Here is an 18459-nt window from a genome sequence, read left to right as displayed (position 1 = left end):
CTCAGCCGACGACGCGGCGCAGGCGCGCGGAGGTGTGCGGCTGCATCGGCTGGCCCTCCATGGCGCGCTCCTCGACGTAGGCGAGGTCGCCGTTGTCGACGATGCCGTAGAGGCGGGTCGCGCCGACGACCTCCTTCGCCGAGGAGGTCCGGGCGATCGCGTCGGTCTGCAGCTCCCAGGAGGTCTGGGTGCGGCTCTCGCCGTAGTAGAGCTCGACGATCCCGGTGTGGTGGGCGAGCAGGAGCTCGATCGTGCCGTCCTCCTGGGCCCGCCAGAAGCCGGACTCCCGCGCCGCGGGGCGCACGACGGCGCCACCCGGCCCGTCGAGGATCCAGGCGCGGGCCTCCCACGTCAGGAACGGCCGCCCGTCGTGCGCGACCGTGATCTGCTGGCCGAAGTGGAACGGGCCGTCGATCGTCGGGTACACGACCTCGCCCTCACCGCGCCACACCCCGACGATCGGCAGGAGCCCCAGGAGCGCGTCGTTCAGCTCGGGGCCGAGCCGCAGGTTGGCGGTGTCGTTCTCGATCGGCAGGTCCGGCCACTGCGGGAGGTTCGCGTCGCGGGTGTGCTGCGCGCGCTCCTCGGCCGCCCGGATGGCCTCGTTGCCGCTGGTGCCCTCGGGCTCGGTCATCGCGTCTCCTGGACATCATCGGAGCCGGTGAGGAGCTCGTCGCGGAACAGCCGCCGCGTCAGGGCGACGCCGGCGCCGAGGATGCCGGCACTGCACGCGGCGAGCACAACGGTGTAGAACCACGCCACCGGCCCACCCTAACGAAACGACACCGCCCGCCCGCCGTACCCGGGTGGGCGTGGCGAGCGGGCGGTGCGATCGGGCGATCAGGTCAGGCGACCTGGACCTCGGTGGTGAAGAGGCCGGGGCCGCCGACGGCGACCTCGGACTGGCCGTTGCCCGAGCGCGAGAGCGCGCGGACGGTCCACGTGCCGGGCGCCGCGAAGAAGCGGTAGTCGCCGGACGCGGACGCGACGACCTCGGCGGTGAACTCGCCGGTGCCGTCGAGGAGCCGGACGTAGGCGCCCGCGACGGGCGAGCCGCCGGACGTCACCTTGCCGACCAGCACCGACTCCTTGGTGAGGTCGGTGCCGGCGGGCAGCTCGGCGTTCTGGTCAGGAGCGCTGCACATCAGGACTTACCGTCCCCGAGCTCCACCGGGACGCCGATGAGCGACCCGTACTCGGTCCAGCTGCCGTCGTAGTTCTTGACGTCGGTCTCGCCGAGCAGCTCGTGCAGGGCGAACCACGAGTGCGAGCTGCGCTCGCCGATGCGGCAGTAGGCGATGGTCGAGCGCGAGGAGTCGAGACCCTGCTCCTCGTAGAGCTTGCGCAGCTCGTCGTCCGACTTGAAGGTGCCGTCCTCGTTGGCGGCCTTCGACCACGGCACGTTGAGCGCGCCGGGGATGTGGCCGCCGCGCTGCGCCTGCTCCTGCGGGAGGTGCGCCGGGGCGAGGAGCTTGCCGGAGAACTCGTCGGGCGACCGGACGTCGACGAGGTTCTTGTTGCCGATCGCGTTGACGACCTCGTCGCGGAAGGCGCGGATCGAGGTGTCCTGCTCCTGGGCGGAGTAGGAGGTCTGCGCGCGCTGCGGGACCTCGGTGTCGAGCTTGCGCCCGTCGAGCTCCCACTTCTTGCGGCCGCCGTCGAGCAGCTTCACGGCCTGGTGGCCGTAGAGCTTGAAGTACCAGTACGCGTAGGCCGCGAACCAGTTGTTGTTGCCGCCGTAGAGGATGACGGTGTCGTCGTTCGAGATGCCCTTCGCGGACAGCAGCTTCTCGAAGCCGGCCTTGTCGACGAAGTCGCGGCGGACCTGGTCCTGGAGCTCGGTCTTCCAGTCGAGCTTGACCGCGCCGGGGATGTGCCCGCCGTCGTAGGCGGTGGTGTCCTCGTCGACCTCGACGAAGACCGTGTTGGGGGCGTCGAGGTTCTGCTCGGCCCAGTCGGCACTGACCAGGGCGTCCTGGCGACTCATGTGCGGTACTCCTCGGATGCGTTCTCGGGTTCTCGGGACGGATGCCCAATGACAATCTCAGTGGCAACGCTCGCGAACCGGGACCTGCGGAAACGCGCGGAGACGCGATCAGGTGAACGGTCCGGCGCGGCGTCGGCCGGGAGGGGTCAGCGACAGAGGCTGGCGTCGAGGCGGCACAGGTCGACCGTGCGCCGTTGGGTGAGCCCTCCGTTCACGGGCGCCACGGTACCGAAGATTCGGGCATCCACCGAGAGTGATGTCCGACGGGTCAGCCGGTGCGCCGGTGCGGGGCGAGCGTGCCCACCAGATCCGCCCTCCGCGGCACCCCGACGGTGCGGGCGAGCTCCACCCCGGCGGGGTCGACCACCAGCGTCGTGGGCGTGCGCCGGATGCCCAGGAGGCGCACCAGCTCGGGGCGCATCGCGACGTCGACCTCCCGCACCGTGACGCCGTGGTGCTCCGAGGCGACGTCGGTGAGCACCGCGCGCGAGGCGCGGCAGTCGGCGCAGAACTGCGAGGAGAGCTGCAGGAGGGCCAGACCGCCCGGCGGGGCGGCGAGGTCGCGCGGGAGGACGCCGCTCACCTCGGCGCCCGGGCGCGGGGCGACGGCCCGCAGGTCGCGGCGCGTGCCCTCGGGACCGGGGTCCTCCACCGGGGGCGCCGCCCGTGCGTCGGCGACGCGACGACGGCCCCGCACGACACCGAGCACGACGCCGGCGACGACGATCACGACCAGGACCGCCCCCGCGGCCACGAGCACCCAGCTCGACACCCGACCCCCCGTCGACCGCTCCGTGTTCCTGCAGCGTAGTCCCGGGATCGTGAGGTCCGGGTCGGTGGTGGGGGCCGTCCGGGCCGGCGGCGGGTGAGCGAGTGACGTTGAGCGCGCGGGCGGGTGACGGCGCGGTGAACTGGTCTATCGTCCGGGGCACGATCGCGGAGGGAGACAAGCGTGGAGCTGTTGCTGCTCACCGCCGACCCCGAGCCGACGTCAGTGTTGCCGTCGCTGGCCCTGCTACCCCACGGACTCCGGACCGCGGCCCCCGAGGTCGCGGCCCTGCTCGATGCCGGCCCGCACGACGCCGTGCTGGTCGACGCCCGGCACGACCTCGCCGCCGCCCGCAGCCTCTGCCGCCTGCTGGGCTCCACCGGCCTGGACGTCCCGGTCATCGCCGTCCTCACCGAGGGCGGCCTCGTCGCCGTGTCCCTCGAGTGGGGCGTCGACGAGGTGCTGCTGCCCGGTGCCGGGCCGGCCGAGATCGACGCCCGCCTGCGTCTCCTGCGGGCCCGGCGCGCCTCGGACGGCGCCGGGGTCGAGGGCGCGCTGGTGCTCGGTGAGCTCGTCATCGACGAGTCCACGTACACCGCACGCCTGCGCGGGCGCCCGCTCGACCTCACCTACAAGGAGTTCGAGCTCCTCAAGTACCTCGCCCAGCACGCCGGCCGGGTGTTCACCCGCGCCCAGCTGCTGCAGGAGGTCTGGGGCTACGACTTCTTCGGTGGCACGCGCACGGTCGACGTCCACGTCCGGCGTCTGCGCGCGAAGCTCGGCCCCGAGCACGAGCAGCTCATCGGCACCGTGCGCAACGTGGGCTACAAGTTCGTCCGCCCCATGCGCGGGGTGCTGGGCACGAGCCAGCGCGCCGGGGACGACGCGGGCGAGCGCACCGAGCCGGACGAGGAGGACGCCTCCGGTCGAGGCGCCGCCGGTCCGCCCGCACCGCCGTCGGGACGCCTGCCGGCCACGCCGGTGCCGCGGTCGTCGGGGTCCTGGGACGACGCCCGGGTGGTGCGCCCCGCCGCCTGGGCCCGGGGTGTCTGACCCGCCGCGATGACCGACGGCGCTACGGTCCCGTCCGTGCTCACGACCCGGTGGGTGTCCGCCGCGACGCCGCAGGAGGCCGACGAGGTCCGCGCGCTGGTCGGCGCCGTGGCGGCCGCCGACGGGGTCGACGCGTTCGCCGAGCCGGCGCGCCGCGACGTCGCCGCGCTCGGCGGCGACGGGGGGCGGGCGACCTCACGGCACCTGCTGGTGCACGACCGCGACGATCTCGTCGGGTACGCGCTGCTCGACCTCGAGAACGCCGACGACCCGGTCGCCGAGCTGGCCGTGCTCCCGGCGCGCCGGCGTCAGGGGATCGGCGCGGCCGTGGTCGACGCCGTCGTCGCGGAGTCACCGGCGGCCCGCTTCTGGGCCCACGGCGACCACCCGGGCGCCGGTCACCTGGCCGAGCGCGTCGGTCGCCGCCGCGTCCGGGAGCTCTGGCGGATGCGCCGCCCGGCACCGGGCCACGAGGCCCCGCCGCTGCCCGACCTCGTCGTCCCCGAGGGCGTCACCATCGAGCCGCTGCGGGTCGGCCGCGACGAGGACGCCGTCGTCGCCGTCAACAACCGCGCGTTCTCCTGGCACCCCGAGCAGAGCGGGTGGACCACCGCGGACGTCGCCGAGATCGAGGCCGAGCCGTGGTTCGAGGCCGCGGGTGTCCTGCTCGGCTGGGACACCGCGACCGGCGACCTGCTCGGCTTCCACTTCACGAAGGTCCACGAGGTGTCGGCGACGGTCCCCGAGCCCCTCGGCGAGGTCTACGTCGTGGGCGTCGACCCCTCCGCCCAGGGGCGGGGTCTGGGGCGCGCGCTCACCCTCGCGGGGCTCCATCACCTGGCTGGTCGCGGTCTGCGAGTCACCCTCCTGTACGTGGAGGGCGACAACGCCCCGGCGATCGCGACCTACCGCCGGCTCGGCTTCGAACGCGATGCGGTGGACGTCTCCTACCAGCGATGATCACCGCATGTGACCACGGTCGCAGTTGATCACCCCTTCGGTTGTACGTCACTGAGCCAGTTCATCTCGCGTTCACCTTGCTAGCTCCGCATGTCCACCCTGCCTGCCTAGCCTCCGGCGTCGTGGTGCGAGCCCGCGCCGCGACCTGCCCGCATCGAGGTGGGCACAACGGACTCGGAGGACACTCTGTGAGGTATCAGCGGCGCGTGGCGGCGATCGGTCTGATCGCCGCATCGGCGCTCGTGCTCGGCGCGTGCGGCAGCGACGAGAACGCTGGTGGCGGCGGAGTCACCGCGGTCGAGGGTGTGCAGTGCGGTGGCAAGCCGGACCTGCGCTCCAGTGGCTCGTCGGCCCAGAACAACGCCATGACCCGTTTCGTGGCGACGTACCAGCAGACCTGCCAGGGGCAGACGCTGAACTACACCCCCAGTGGCTCCGGCGCGGGCCGCAACGAGTTCCTCGGCGGGCAGACCGACTTCGCCGGCTCGGACTCGGCCCTCAAGGACGGCGACGAGACCAACCGCGCCCAGCAGCGCTGCGCCTCCCCGGCGTGGAACCTGCCGGTCGTCTTCGGCCCGGTCGCGATCGCCTACAACGTCGCGGGCGTCCCCGACCTCGCGCTCGACGGCGCCACCGCCGCCCGCATCTTCAACGGGCAGATCACCACCTGGAACGACCCGGCCATCGCCGCCCTCAACCAGGGCAAGCAGCTCCCGGCCGCGCCGATCATCGTGAACTTCCGTTCCGACGAGTCGGGCACCACGGAGAACTTCCAGAAGTACCTGGTGGCCGCCTCGAACGGTGCCTACGGCAAGGAGGCCGCGCAGACGTTCAACGGCGGCGTCGGCGCCGGTGCCCGCGGCAGCCAGGGCGTCGCGGACGCCACCCGCAACACCCCGAACTCGATCTCCTACGTCGAGGCCTCGTTCGCGCAGCGTGCGAACCTCGGCATCGCGCAGATCATCAACGCGGGTGGCGGCGCCCCGGTCGCCCTCTCGCCCGAGTCGGTCGGTGCGGCGATCAACAACGTGCAGGTCTCGGGTCAGGGCAACGACCTGAAGCTGAACCTGGACAGCCTCTACCAGGCGAGCGCCCCGGGCGCGTACCCGATCGCGCTGGCGACCTACGAGATCGTCTGCTCGAACTACGCGGACGACCAGACCGCCTCCGCGGTCCGGGCGTTCCTGCAGACCGCGCTCTCGCCGAACGCGCAGCAGGCGCTGCCGGAGGCCGGCTACGTCCCGCTGCCCGACCAGTTCAAGCAGCGGCTGACCACCGCGGTCAACGCCATCCAGTAAGGACCGGCCAGACCGATTGACCAGCGACGACGAGGCGGACGGAACCCCGGCTGTGACCGAACGCACCACGGAGCAGGCCCCGTCGCGGAGCTCTCAGGACGAGAGTTCCGCGGCCGGGTCGTCCACCATCGACACCGTGACCGAACCCGACCCTGCTCGTGGGCGGTCCCAGGGGTCCCCCACCCGAGGACGCGGTGAGCGGATCTTCCGGGGACTGACCTCGGGGTCCGGCCTCCTCGTCGTCGCGGCCGTCGCCGCGATCGGGCTCTTCCTGCTCGTGCAGGCGGTGCCCTCGCTGCTGGCCAACAACGCCAACTTCTTCACGTCGCCGGTGTTCGACACCCGCGACGCGGCGAACCTCAACTTCGGCATCCGTGACCTGCTGGTGGTCACGCTGCTGTCGTCGCTGTTCGCCCTGCTGATCGCGATGCCGATCGCCATGGGCATCGCGCTCTTCCTGACGCAGTACACGCCGAAGCGGGTCGCGCGACCCTTCGCCTACATCATCGACCTGCTCGCCGCCGTGCCGTCGATCATCTACGGCCTCTGGGGCATCGCGGTCCTCGCGCCGGCGCTGCTGCCGATCGCCGAGTGGCTGCAGGGCAACCTCGGATGGTTCTTCCTGTTCGCGCCCGGCAACCTGCCGGTGCTCACCGGGACGATCTTCACCGGCGGCGTCGTGCTGGCGGTGATGATCCTGCCGATCATCACCGCGGTCACCCGCGAGGTGTTCTCGCAGACCCCGCGCTTCCACATCGAGGCGGCGCAGGCGCTCGGGGCCACCCGCTGGGAGGTCATCCGCATGGCCGTGCTGCCGTACGGCCGCAGCGGCTACATCGCCGGTTCGATGCTCGGCCTCGGCCGCGCGCTCGGCGAGACCATCGCGGTCCTCATCGTCATCCGGGCCGCCACCACGCCCTCGGGCTTCAGCCTCTTCGACGGCGGCTACACGTTCGCTTCCCTGATCGCCTCGGCGGCCTCGGAGTTCAGTCAGCCGCTGCCCACCGGCGCCTACATCGCCGCGGGCCTGGTCCTGTTCGTCCTGACCTTCGTGGTCAACGCGATCGCCCGCGTGGTCGCCGGCGGGAAGGTGAACGGCTGATGAGCACCGCGACCGGGCTCGACTCCCCGGACCGTCCGGCCAACGGCCCCACCTTCCAGGCGCTCAGCACGGGCCGGAAGATCAAGAACAACGCCGCCACCGTGCTGGTGACCCTCGCGTTCCTCATCGCCCTGGTGCCCCTGGTGTGGGTGCTGGTGACGGTGGTCGGGCGCGGGATCGGCGCGATCCTCTCCGCCGACTGGTGGGGCCGCTCGCTCAACGGCGTGCTCCCGGAGTCGTTCGCCGGCGGCGTCTACCACGCGATCTACGGCACGATCATCCAGGCGCTGCTCGCCGCGCTCATCGCGGTGCCGGTCGGCATCGCGGCCGCGGTCTACCTCGTCGAGTACGGCCGCGGGCGCCTGGCGAAGACCACCAGCTTCATGGTCGACATCCTCGCCGGCGTCCCGTCGATCGTCGCCGCGCTGTTCATCTTCGCCGCCTTCATCTCGATCCTGGGCGGCACGCAGAGCGCCTTCATGGTGTCGCTGGCCCTGGTGCTCCTGATGCTCCCGGTGGTCATCCGCAACACCGAGGAGATGCTGCGGCTGGTGCCCGACGAGCTCCGCGAGGCGTCGTACGCCCTCGGCATCCCGAAGTGGAAGACGATCCTGCGGATCGTGCTGCCGACCGCGCTGTCGGGCACCGTCACGGGCGTCATGCTGGCGCTCGCCCGCGTCATGGGCGAGACCGCGCCGGTGCTGGTGCTGGTCGGCTACTCGCAGTCGATCAACTTCGACCCGTTCTCCGGCAACATGGCCTCGCTGCCGCTGCTGATGTTCTCGGAGCTGTCGAACCCGGAGCCCTCCGGCCAGTTCCGCATCTGGGGCGCGGCGCTCACGCTGATCCTCATCATCATGATCCTGCAGCTCGGGGCGAGCGTCGTGTCGCGCTTCTCCGCCATCTCGAAGTAGAGGGAATCCCCGTGGCCAAGCGTCTCGACCTCAAAGACGTCGACATCTTCTACGGCGACTTCCACGCCGTGGCGGGTGTGAACCTGTCCGTCGCCCCGCGCAGCGTCACCTCCTTCATCGGACCGTCGGGCTGCGGCAAGTCGACCGTGCTCCGCACGCTCAACCGCATGCACGAGGAGATCCCCGGCGCCCGCGTCGACGGCGAGGTGCTCCTCGACGGCGAGGACATCTACGCCCGCGGCTCGGACGCCGTCGCCGTGCGCAAGACGATCGGCATGGTGTTCCAGCGCCCGAACCCCTTCCCGACGATGTCCATCCGCGACAACGTCGTGGCGGGCCTGAAGCTCTCGGGCGTGCGGGACAAGAAGAAGCTCGACGAGGTCTGCGAGGCCTCGCTGCGCGGCGCGAACCTCTGGAAGGAGGTCTCGGGCCGGCTCGACAAGCCCGGCGGCGGCCTGTCCGGCGGTCAGCAGCAGCGTCTGTGCATCGCCCGCGCGATCGCGGTGGCGCCCGACGTCCTGCTGATGGACGAGCCCTGCTCGGCGCTCGACCCCATCTCGACGCTGGCGATCGAGGACCTCATCGCGGACCTCAAGAAGGAGTACACGATCGTCATCGTCACCCACAACATGCAGCAGGCTGCGCGGGTGAGCGACCAGACGGCGTTCTTCAACCTCGAGGCCACCGGCAAGCCGGGCAAGCTCGTGGAGATCGACGACACCGAGAAGATCTTCTCGAACCCCACCGAGCAGGCCACCGAGGACTACATCTCGGGCCGCTTCGGCTGAGCATCACGCCGCCCCGCACGTTCTGAGCGAAGGGCCCCTCCGGTCGGTAGAGCCGACCGGAGGGGCCCTTCGGTCGTCGCCGGGGGTGCGCGCGAGAGAGCCCCTCCCACACGCGGCGGGAGGGGCTCTCGGTGGTCGCGGGGAGGCTCAGGCCTCGGGGGTGTTGGGCATCTTGCCGGTGACCATGAAGACGACGCGGCGGGCCACGGCGACGGCGTGGTCGGCGAACCGCTCGTAGAAGCGGCCCAGCAGGGTCACGTCGATGGCGGGGGCGACGCCGCTCGGCCAGTCCTTGCTCAGCAGCAGGGTGAACAGGTGGCGGTGCAGGTCGTCCATGGCGTCGTCGTCGGACTCCATGGTGAAGGCGAGCTCGACGTCGCGGGTGAGGATGACCTGGCGGGCGTCCTGGGCGAGGTCGAGCGCTACCCGGCCCATCTCGGCGAAGTACGGGGTGACGTCGTCGGGCAGGACCTTGGCGGGGTGGCGGCGGCGGGCCGCCTTCGCGACGTGGAGGGCGAGGTCGCCCATCCGCTCGAGGTCGCCTGCGGAGTGGATGGCGGCGATGACCGAGCGGAGGTCACCGGCCACGGGCGCCTGCAGGGCGAGGAGCCCGAACGCCTGCTCCTCGGCCTGGCTGCGCAGGGCATCGATCTTGTTGTCTTCCGAGATGACCTCTTCGGCGAGGTCGAGGTCGCCCTCGAGGAGGGCGCTCGTCGCCTTCTTCATGGCCTCGCCGGCCATGAGGGACATCTCGGCCAGCTCGCCGGACAGGGCGTCGAGCTTCTCGTGGTAGGCCGCGCGCATACGCCGCAACCTACGCGGATCCGCGGACGCGCATCCGACCGCTGCGTGAACCAGGGATGAACGAGATCGGGGAAACCCCTCGTCAGAGGCGTGACGGTCGTCGCTTCCGCGGGGAGCGAGCGCGTGGCGATACGGACGTTGGACGTCAGCGACGCCACGCCGCTGACATGGGGGCGAGCGGGTGGCGCTACGGACGCTCGACGTCAGCGGTGGGCCCCCGCTGACACCGGCGTCAGGCGCAGGAGGCGTCGGCGGCCGTGATCGTCGGGTTGACCGGCGCCGAGGGGGTGGCGCCCGAGGGGCCGGAGCCCGAGCGGACGCGGCCGTCGAAGTCGTCGCCGAGGACGAGGGTCAGCGTCCCGTTCCCGGACGACGTCGGCTCGAGTGTCGCGCCCGGCACCGCGGAGGCGAGCGTCTGCGCCGCCAGCGCCTGGTCGGGCGAGTAGCGGATCGTCGTGCCGCGGGCGCCGGCGGAGGAACCGCTGTCGTCGGTGACCACCCCGAAGCCGGCCGAGCGCAGCCGCTCCGCGATCGACGAGGCGGACGGGCCCGAGCCGCCGGAGGAGGAGCCGCCGTCCTCCGAGTCGCCGTCGTCCGAGTCGCCGGAACGCTCGTCGGAGCCGTCGTCGGCGGGGGAGCGACCGTCGACCAGACGGACGTCGACGGGGGCCGGCGCCGGCGCCGGCGGAGCCGCCGGCGCACCGGGAGCTCCCGGCGCCCCCGGCAGCGGGCGGCCCTCGATGATCGAGCTGAACAGCGCCCGCTCCTCGACGGGGCGCAGGACCTCGTTGCCCCGGTCGTTGGCGATGCCCGTCGTGGGCACGGTGACGAAGGTGACCGCGCGCGGGTCGAGGCTGCCGAACGACTGCGCCAGGGTGAGCAGCTGGTCGGAGCCGATGTTCTCCCCGAACGTCGAGCGGGAGATCGCCTCGACGAGACCGTTGAGCCGGCCCGGGTCGAGCAGCGTGCCTGCCGAGAGCACCGAGCGGAGCAGGGCCCCGAGGAAGCGCTGCTGGCGCTGGATGCGGCCGTAGTCGCTGGACGGGTCGCCCTCGACGTGGCGGGCGCGGACGTAGTCGAGGGCCTGCTGCCCGGTGAGCACCGTGGGACCGGCCTGCGTGACGATCGGCCCCAGCACCGAGTCCCGCACCGGCCGCTCGACGCAGATCGGCACGCCGCGCACCGAGTCGACCATGCCCTGGAAGCCCTGGAAGTCGACGCCCAGGAAGCGATTGATCGCCAGCCCGGAGAGCTCCTGGACGGCGCGGGTGACGCAGCGCGGACCGCCGGCCGCGTACGCGGAGTTGAGCTTGACCCGCGGGGTCGGCGGCAGCATCTCGGGGGAGTACGCGCCGCTCACCGGGTCCCAGCGCTCGCAGGCGGGCCGGGTGATCTCCAGGTCGCGGGGGAAGGAGACGACCGTGACACCCGAGCGGTCCTCGGGGACGTGCACGATCATGATCGTGTCGGTGCGGGCGCCCGGGACGTCGGCGGTGTCGCCCGCGTCCTCCGAGGGCGGAGCGCCCGCGCGGCTGTCCGAGCCCACGACGAGGAAGTTCTGGTCGCCGGCCTGCGCGGCGGCGTCCTGGATGGCGGGCGAGTTCGGGTCGAGCGCGCCGATCTGGCGGACGGCGGCCTCGACCCACGACGCGGCGCCCCACCCCAGCCCGCACACCACGACCACGAGCACCGCGCACGTCGCGGTCAGCAACCGCATCACGCGCGCGCCGGTCCAGCCGCGGCGCCAGGTCGCGAGGCGGGCGCCCGCCGCCGCGACCACCGCGGACGTCGCGGCGTAGTCGGCCTCGCCCGCCCGGGCCTCGGCCGCGGGGCGACGGCGATCCGACGACGGCGAGGGGTCGTCCTCGCCGCGCGAGCGCTCGGAGGGCTTCGCGGGGGTCGGTTCCTCCGCCGCCGACGCCCCGGCGGGGACGGACGTCACGGCGAGGGGCAGGACCTGCTTGGCCGTGGGCGACGCCGCGGCGGGTGCGGGTGCGGCCGGTGCCGGAGGGGCGCCCGCAGGCGCCCGGCCGGTCGGCGGCGCGGCAGTCCCGGCGCCGACGGTGGGAGCGGGACCGGCGACCGGCTTCCCCGGTGGCTTCCCGTGCGGTCCCCCGACGCGCGGGCGGGCCGGGGGCGGCTCGGGCACCGCGTCGGGCCGGGGTTCCGGGGCCTCCGGCCCGGGCGTGACGACCTGTCGGGGCACGCGGCCCGCCGGCAGGGTGACCGCGTCGACGGGCCCGCGGGTGGACGGCGGCGCCGGGGCGGCGGGCGAGGGGATGCCCGACGACGGAGTCCCGGGCGATCCGCCGGCGGACGAGGAGGAGGAGGTCGACGAGGTCGACGTCGGCGCGGTCACGAGCGCCGACCCGGGCGGGCGCAGCCCGAACCGCGGGCCCGTCCGGCGCGTCAGGCGCACCATCGTCGGGCGGCGGGACGAGGGCGTCGCGACCGGGATCCGGAAGGGTGCCGAGGCGGGCCCGCCGAGGGTGGACGTGCGGACCGCGTCGGAACCGGTCGTCGCGGGGCGAGAGCCCCGGACCGGGTCACCGGCGCGGTCGTCGGTCACGCAACTCCTCGAGGATCCACGGGCCGGGGACGTCAGCAGGCGGATACTACGGCGCGTACCGGTGAGTTCGGCGTCGACCCCACTACGCCACGCAGATACTCGGACACAACGGTCGCCACACGACCGGGGGACACGATCCACCCCCGAACGTTCAGCTTCGGCTCAGACCGTCACGCGGACGGGAACGCCCGGCGTACGGCGGCGCCGATGCCGCGCCGACCACCGGCGGCGCCCGCCAGGCGCACCTCGCCGTCGGCCGTGTCGCGGAAGGCGACGGCGTTCCGGCCGGCGCGCTTGGCGACGTAGAGCAGGGCGTCGGCGGCGTCGAGCCCCGGCGACTGCGGGGTGCCCCCGTCGCAGGCGTCGAGGCAGGCGACGCCGACGCTGACCGTCACCCGCAGCCCCTCGGCGATCTCGTGCCACGGGTGGGCGTCGACGCGGGCGCGGGCCTCCTCGCACACGCGGACCGCCTCGGCGGGCTCGACCCCGGGCAGCACGAGCGCGAACTCCTCGCCGCCGTAGCGGGCGCAGAAGCCGTCCTCGGGCAGTCCCTCGCTCATCAGGTCGACGAGACGCCGCAGCACCTCGTCGCCGAGCGCGTGGCCGTGGGTGTCGTTGACGTCCTTGAAGTGGTCGACGTCCGCGAGGGCGACGCACGCCGCGCCGCCGTGCGAGCCATCACGCAGCGTGCCGAGCCGCTCGTCGAGGTAGCGCCGGTTCCACGTCGCCGTGAGGCTGTCGCGGCGGCTCTGCTCGCGCGCCTCCGCCCGCTCGCGCCGGAGACGGTCGACCTCGACGCGTAACTGGTCGGGCACGCCCGACGGGAGTGCCCGCTCGTCGCGCACGAGGGAGACGGCGGCCTTGAGGTGGTGGTACGCGCGGCGCCAGTCGCCCCGGTCGGCGAGGACCTCCGCGGCGGCCTCGTGGGCCCGCGCCTGGTCGGTCCGGTCCTCGCCGGGTGTGTCCCCGGACGGCACGGCCTCGAGCCCGACGATGGGCTTGGTGGGGAAACCGCAGGTGACGGACGTCTCGACGTTCGTGGCGTTCTCGGTGCGCGACGGCTCGGCGGTTGTCACCGCCGTGCTCCCACGTCCGTGGAGCAACCCGACCAGCCGCACACACACCACCTCCGTCCCGCCTCTAGTGTCGCCCCCGATCACCGCGATGTAACGGTCATTCCCCGCGTCGCCCGCAACTTCAATCGTCCGGCGCAGGTGACGCTGCGTAGAAGCATCAGGCGCCGACCCGTTCGGCCCACCTTGAGTCGCCCGCGCCGGTGGTCCTGCGGGAACAGCGGGTGCCTGCCGTGATGAGGCCGGCGCCACCGAGCACGAAGAGTAGCGTCAGCCGCCGCTGTGCATGACGTCCGCGGCCGTCGGGACGGTGTCGTCCTCGGGGTCGTCGAGCCAGCCCTCGGGCAGGGTGACGTGCGCGGGCGAGCCCTGGCGTCCCCGCGGGCCGTCGGCGTCGGCGGGGAACGGCAGGTCGTGGTCGAGCTTCGCGAGCAGCTCGTCGAGACGGTCGAGGCCGTCGATCATCCCGAGCTCGCGGCGCAGCTCCGAGCCGACGGCGAACCCGTGCAGGTACCAGGACATGTGCTTGCGGGAGTCGCGCACGCCCTTGTGGTGGCCGTGGTGGGCGATGAGCAGCTCCACGTGCCGGCGCATCACCGCGGCGACCTCACCGAGGGTGGGCGGAGTCGGGATCGGGCGTCCCGCGAGCGCCGCCTCGAGCTCGCCGAACAGCCACGGCCGACCGAGGCACCCGCGCCCGACGACGACCCCGTCGCACCCGGTCTTCTCCATCATCGCCACGGCGTCGGAGGCGGCGAAGATGTCGCCGTTGCCCAGCACCGGCGTCGTCGCGGGCAGCGTGTCGCGCAGCTCGGCGATGCGGTCCCAGTCGGCGTGCCCCGAGTAGCGCTGCGACGCCGTGCGCGCGTGCAGGGCCACCGACGCGGCGCCCTCGGCGGCGGCGATGCGGCCGGCGTCGAGGAACGTCACGTGGTCGTCGTCGATGCCCACGCGCATCTTCACCGTCAGCGGCAGCCCGCCCCGCGACGCCGCCTCGACGGCCGTGCGCACGATCGAGCCGAACAGCCGCCGCTTGAACGGAAGCGCGGCCCCGCCGCCGCGGCGGGTGACCTTGGGGACCGGGCAGCCGAAGTTGAGGTCGACGTGGTCGGCGAGGTCCTCGTCGACGATGCGGTCGACCGCGCGCCCGATCGTCACCGGGTCGACGCCGTAGAGCTGCATCGAGCGCGGCTTCTCGTCCGCGTCGAAGGCGATCATCTCCGCGGTGCCGGGGTGCTTCTCCACCAGCGCCCGCGCGGTGATCATCTCGCAGACGTAGAGCCCGGCGCCCTGCTCGCGGCAGAGGCGGCGGAACGCGACGTTGGTGATGCCCGCCATCGGCGCGAGCACGACCGGCGTCGGCAGCTCGAGGGGACCGATGCGCAGCACGCTTCCTACTCTCCCAGCTTCTCCGCGCGGATCTCGTGACCCGCGGACGTCAGGCAGCGGCCGGTGCGGAGGTTGAACTTCCAGTTGTGCAGCGAGCACGTCAGCACCTCGCCGTCGACCGAGCCGAACTTCGACAGGTCGGCCGACAGGTGCGGGCACCGCGCCTGCACGCGCCAGCCGTCGAGCTCGATGTCGCGGCCGTCGTCGTTCTGCGCGTCGTACCAGTTCTCCACGTAGTCCATCCGCTCCTCGGACAGACACTTGAAGAACGTGTAGAGGTACTCGTTGTACTGGCCCACGCGGGTGGCGGTGAACCGCACCGACAGGAACAGCGAGTTCGACCAGTCGACCTCGCCGGTGTCGATGTTCGTCTGCACCAGCGTGGCCGGCACGCCCCACCGGTAGCGGGCCTGCTCGCCGTTCCAGACGCGGATCTCGCGGGCGGGGAAGTCGAACGCCAGCGAGAGCGTGCCGTCGGAGTCGACGCCGGGGGTGTCCCCGGGCATTCCCTGCAGGTCCATGCGGACCGGGCCGCCGATGCCGTCGCACATGTGGTCGGCGCGCTTCATCAGCGGCTCGATCCACTCCTTGAGCTGGCGCAGGATGTCCGGCTGCGGCGCCGACCAGGACGCCTTCTGCGCGTCGATCGCCGGGCGGACGCGCTCGGCGAAGTCGCGCAGGTAGCGCTCCTTGTCGAGGAAGATCGTCTCGACCTCGGCGTCCGGCAGCGGGTGCGTGAGGTCCTCGACGGTGCCGTGGCCGATCTCGGCGGTGGTGCCCGGCAGCAGCAGGTGGCCCTGCTGATCGGACCCGGCCTCGTGGCCCAGCTCGCGCATCCGGCCCAGGAACTCCCACTGGTCCGTGAAGATCGACTCGCCCTCGACGCCCTCGTAGCCCAGCGCGTTCCACCGGAACAGGTCGTCGTCGAGGAAGCAGGGCGGGCCGGCGGTCGGGAAGACGTGCGGCGCCCCGACCTCGCGGATGTAGCGCATGGCCCGGTCCTCCTGGCCGATGCGCTTGCGGCGCGCGAACTCGCGCTTCGCGGCCTTCGGCAGGTCGTAGACCATCGGCCACCAGATCGCGCCGGAGAACTGCGTGAAGTGGGCGTCGTACGCGCCGAACTCGAGCAGCTTCGGGATGTCGAGCGGGTGCGCGTCGTTCTGGTTGACGACGCGCGCGGTGCCGTCGTCCAGCGACAGCGCGGAGTCGCCGATCGGCCCGTCACCGGGGCCCTTCAGCGACGTGATCATGAAGCGCAGGCCGCCGTCGAGCTCCTGCGGGACGCCGGTCTCGGTGCGCACGAAGTGCTTGAACCCCAGCTCGCGCAGCTCGTTCTCGAGCTCGTCGGTGGGGTAGTCCGGCAGCAGGACGCGCGCGTCCTTGGAGACGTGGTCGCGCAGGTTGGCCGCGTCGAAGTGGTCGCGGTGCAGGTGGGAGACGTAGAGGTAGTCGCAGTCGCCCAGCGCGTCCCAGTCCAGCTGGGTGTTGTCCGGGAACGGCACCCACGACGCGAAGAACGTCGGGTTGGTCCACGGGTCGCACAGCACGCTGCCGCCCGTGGTCTCGAAGCGCATTCCCGCGTGCCCGACTCCGGTCACCCGCACGAGCAGACCACCTCCATCACAGTGCTCACCACCGATTGTCCGTGGTGCTGTGGCCCACGGCGGCTCCGGGTGGGGTATCCCTGACCACGTGACCGCCCTCCCCGTCGACGGTGACCCGATCGCCGCACTGCGCGCCGTCGCCTTCTACCTCGAGCGCGAGCGGGCCGAGACCTACCGGGTGAAGGCCTACCGCTCGGCGGCCGAACGGCTGGCCGAGCTCGATCCCGACGAGGTTGCCACGCGGGCCCGCTCCGGAACCCTCACCGACCTCAAGGGCGTCGGGAAGAAGACCGCCGCCGTCGTCACCGAGATCCTCGACGGGGGGACGTCGACGACGCTCGCCGACCTCGAGGCCCGCCACACCGAGCCCGTCGCCGGTGGCGCGGCGATCCGGGCCGCCCTGCGCGGCGACTGCCACACGCACTCGACGTGGTCCGACGGCGGCAGCGACATCCTCGAGATGGCCCGCACCGCCCGCGACCTGGGGCACGAGTGGATGGTGCTCACCGACCACTCCGAGAACCTCACCGTCGCCAACGGCCTCACCCCTGAGCGGCGGCGCCGTCAGTTCGACGTGATCGCCCAGGTCAACGAGGAGCTCGCGCCGTTCCGCCTGCTGCGCGGCATCGAGGTCGACATCCTCGAGGACGGCGACATCGACGCGCCCGACGACCTGCTGGAGGAGCTCGACCTCGTCGTGGCCAGCGTGCACTCGAAGCTCCGGGCGCCGAGCGAGCTGATGACCGCCCGCATGGTCGCCGGGGTGTCGCACCCGCTGGTCGACGTGCTCGGGCACTGCACCGGGCGCCTCGTCACCGGCGGGCGGGGGACGCGCCCGCCCTCGACGTTCGACGCCGAGGCGGTGTTCGACGCGTGCATCGAGAACGGCGTGGCCGTCGAGATCAACTCGCGGCCGGAGCGCCTCGACCCCCCGCGCCCGCTGCTGCGCCAGGCCCTCGCGGCGGGCTGCGAGTTCGTCGTCGACACCGACGCCCACGCCCCGGGCCAGCTCGACTGGCAGCCCTACGGCGCCGAACGCGCCGAGGAGTGCGAGGTGCCGGTGGACCGGATCGTCAACACCCGCTCCGCCGACGACCTCGCCGCCTGGCGTTCCCGGGGTGAGTCAGCGTGGCGGCCACGCTCACGTTGAACGTCAGGAAATCGGCCACGATCACTCGGTGACCGCGACCTCGCCCGTCTCCAGCAGGGACTTGAGGTTCGACAGGATGCCGGGCCAGCCCTGCGACACCCCCGCGCGCATCTCGCTGTCGGGCGCGAAGTCGTCGTGGGTGACGGTGAGCTTCACGGCCTGACCCGCCGGCTCGATGTCGAACGTGACCTTCGAGATCTTCTCCTGCCGCAGCTCGGCGAGGCGCTCGTCGCTCCACCCGAACATCTCCGCCATCTCGGGCTGGTAGTTGTGCCAGCTGTACGACAGCCGCCGCGGCGGGTCGGCCTCGAGGACGTGCTGGTCCCAGTCGTGGTGGTCCTCGCCCTGCATCGACCACAGCACTTTCGAGCCGACAATCCAGTCGGAGGCGGGCCCGCCGCCGTCGAAGTAGCGGGTGATGAACGCCGGGTCGGTGAGCGCCTGCCAGAGCTTCTCGGGCGTCGTGCGGATGTAGGTGACGTAGACGAAGTCGTCGGACATCTCGGTCTCCTCGAGCGCTGTCTTGAGATCGGCGAGGGCCTCCGCCCGCGCCCGGTCGTACCGCTGGATCCACCGGTCGGCGACGTCGTTGATCGGCGCGGCGTTGAGGTGGTGGTGCTTCTCCCGCCCGTGCCACGAGGTGACGACGAGGCCCGCGTCCTCGAGCACCCCCAGGTGCTTCGCGACGGCCTGGCGCGTCATCTCCAGACCCTCGCCGAGCTCGCGCAGCGACTGGCCGCCGCGGTCGCGCAGCGCGTCGAGCAGGGCCCGCCGACTCGGGTCGGCGAGGGCGCGGAACACCTCGTCCATCACCACTCCGCTCAGGCAACCATCAGGTTGCCCATCCGACGATAGGGAACCGCTCGGTTGCCTGTCAACGGCGGCTGTCCAAAGGCGTTTGCGGGGTGATCTCCATGCGCCTACGTTGGGACGTACACGGGAGAGGAGGTGGTCCAGCGTTGAAGAACGACAGGACTCGTGAGGTGTCCGTCAGCTAGC

Annotated in this window: 18 protein-coding genes; 7 read left to right on the top strand and 11 right to left on the bottom strand. The window is 72.4% G+C overall.

What is annotated here, in order from left to right; translation table 11 throughout:
- Window position 1: 1 nt before the first annotated feature.
- From WCD58_RS15745 to WCD58_RS15725, 5 genes are all read right to left on the bottom strand, one after another.
- Window positions 2-634, bottom strand: a complete 633-nt coding sequence (locus tag WCD58_RS15745; RefSeq protein WP_337704005.1) for a heme-binding beta-barrel domain-containing protein — start codon at window positions 632-634, stop codon at window positions 2-4.
- Window positions 631-762 carry a hypothetical protein gene (locus WCD58_RS15740; protein WP_337704004.1) on the bottom strand — a complete coding sequence of 44 codons (132 nt, stop codon included), beginning with the start codon at window positions 760-762 and terminating at the stop codon, window positions 631-633. The genes WCD58_RS15745 and WCD58_RS15740 overlap by 4 nt, the downstream gene beginning before the upstream one ends.
- Before the next feature lie 83 nt (window positions 763-845).
- Complete coding sequence (locus WCD58_RS15735; protein WP_337704003.1) at window positions 846-1145, bottom strand: DUF1416 domain-containing protein; 300 nt, start codon at window positions 1143-1145, stop codon at window positions 846-848.
- Window positions 1145-1987, bottom strand: coding sequence for a sulfurtransferase (locus WCD58_RS15730; protein WP_337704002.1), 843 nt, complete (start codon window positions 1985-1987; stop codon window positions 1145-1147). Before WCD58_RS15730 ends, WCD58_RS15735 begins: the two co-directional genes overlap by 1 nt.
- Window positions 1988-2255: 268 nt before the next feature.
- Window positions 2256-2759 (bottom strand): TlpA family protein disulfide reductase, encoded by a 504-nt coding sequence (locus tag WCD58_RS15725; protein ID WP_337704001.1) that lies wholly within the window; start codon window positions 2757-2759, stop codon window positions 2256-2258.
- Window positions 2760-2939: 180 nt separating this feature from the next.
- Here WCD58_RS15725 and WCD58_RS15720 point away from each other — a divergent pair, with 180 nt between their 5' ends.
- The 6 genes from WCD58_RS15720 (at window position 2940) to pstB (ending at window position 8871) form a co-directional block, all read left to right on the top strand.
- Window positions 2940-3809, top strand: coding sequence for a winged helix-turn-helix transcriptional regulator (locus WCD58_RS15720; protein ID WP_337704000.1), 870 nt, complete (start codon window positions 2940-2942; stop codon window positions 3807-3809).
- A 36-nt stretch (window positions 3810-3845) separates the two neighbouring features.
- The gene (gene mshD / locus WCD58_RS15715) at window positions 3846-4769 is read left to right on the top strand and encodes a mycothiol synthase (protein ID WP_337703999.1); all 924 of its coding nucleotides are present in this window, start codon (window positions 3846-3848) and stop codon (window positions 4767-4769) included.
- A gap of 206 nt (window positions 4770-4975) precedes the next feature.
- A complete protein-coding gene (pstS, locus tag WCD58_RS15710) occupies window positions 4976-6067 on the top strand; it encodes a phosphate ABC transporter substrate-binding protein PstS (RefSeq protein WP_444876319.1) in 1092 nt (363 codons plus the stop codon).
- Between the two features lie 136 nt (window positions 6068-6203).
- Window positions 6204-7169 carry a phosphate ABC transporter permease subunit PstC gene (gene pstC / locus WCD58_RS15705; protein ID WP_337703997.1) on the top strand — a complete coding sequence of 322 codons (966 nt, stop codon included), beginning with the start codon at window positions 6204-6206 and terminating at the stop codon, window positions 7167-7169.
- The gene (pstA, locus tag WCD58_RS15700) at window positions 7169-8083 is read left to right on the top strand and encodes a phosphate ABC transporter permease PstA (RefSeq protein WP_337703996.1); all 915 of its coding nucleotides are present in this window, start codon (window positions 7169-7171) and stop codon (window positions 8081-8083) included. Before pstC ends, pstA begins: the two co-directional genes overlap by 1 nt.
- An 11-nt stretch (window positions 8084-8094) precedes the next feature.
- Complete coding sequence (gene pstB / locus WCD58_RS15695; protein ID WP_337703995.1) at window positions 8095-8871, top strand: phosphate ABC transporter ATP-binding protein PstB; 777 nt, start codon at window positions 8095-8097, stop codon at window positions 8869-8871.
- Between the two features lie 147 nt (window positions 8872-9018).
- On the opposite strand, the gene phoU is transcribed toward pstB, so the two are convergent.
- The 5 genes from phoU to WCD58_RS15670 form a co-directional block, all read right to left on the bottom strand.
- Window positions 9019-9675: a phosphate signaling complex protein PhoU gene (phoU, locus tag WCD58_RS15690; RefSeq protein WP_337703994.1), complete on the bottom strand. Its 657-nt coding sequence runs from the start codon at window positions 9673-9675 to the stop codon at window positions 9019-9021.
- Between the two features lie 232 nt (window positions 9676-9907).
- Window positions 9908-12244 (bottom strand): LCP family protein, encoded by a 2337-nt coding sequence (locus WCD58_RS15685; protein ID WP_337703993.1) that lies wholly within the window; start codon window positions 12242-12244, stop codon window positions 9908-9910.
- A 170-nt stretch (window positions 12245-12414) separates the two neighbouring features.
- Window positions 12415-13320: a GGDEF domain-containing protein gene (locus WCD58_RS15680; RefSeq protein WP_337703992.1), complete on the bottom strand. Its 906-nt coding sequence runs from the start codon at window positions 13318-13320 to the stop codon at window positions 12415-12417.
- A 267-nt stretch (window positions 13321-13587) separates the two neighbouring features.
- Window positions 13588-14706: a tRNA dihydrouridine synthase DusB gene (gene dusB / locus WCD58_RS15675; protein ID WP_337703991.1), complete on the bottom strand. Its 1119-nt coding sequence runs from the start codon at window positions 14704-14706 to the stop codon at window positions 13588-13590.
- A 5-nt stretch (window positions 14707-14711) separates the two neighbouring features.
- On the bottom strand, window positions 14712-16310 hold the full coding sequence (locus tag WCD58_RS15670; protein WP_337703990.1) for a Rieske 2Fe-2S domain-containing protein: 1599 nt from the start codon (window positions 16308-16310) through the stop codon (window positions 14712-14714).
- A gap of 88 nt (window positions 16311-16398) precedes the next feature.
- Between WCD58_RS15670 and WCD58_RS15665 the strand changes: the two genes are divergently transcribed.
- Window positions 16399-17460: a PHP domain-containing protein gene (locus WCD58_RS15665; protein ID WP_337703989.1), complete on the top strand. Its 1062-nt coding sequence runs from the start codon at window positions 16399-16401 to the stop codon at window positions 17458-17460.
- 21 nt (window positions 17461-17481) lie between these two features.
- Here WCD58_RS15665 and WCD58_RS15660 read toward each other — a convergent pair whose 3' ends face one another.
- Entirely contained in the window at window positions 17482-18270 is a 789-nt protein-coding gene (locus WCD58_RS15660) for an ArsR/SmtB family transcription factor (protein ID WP_337703988.1), read from the bottom strand.
- Window positions 18271-18459: the final 189 nt, after the last annotated feature.

Origin of the sequence: Actinomycetospora flava, from assembly GCF_037400335.1 — a bacterium.
GTDB lineage: Bacteria > Actinomycetota > Actinomycetes > Mycobacteriales > Pseudonocardiaceae > Actinomycetospora > Actinomycetospora flava.
The sequence above is the reverse complement of the archived record's forward strand: the minus strand, read 5'-3'. Positions and strand labels throughout refer to the sequence as shown.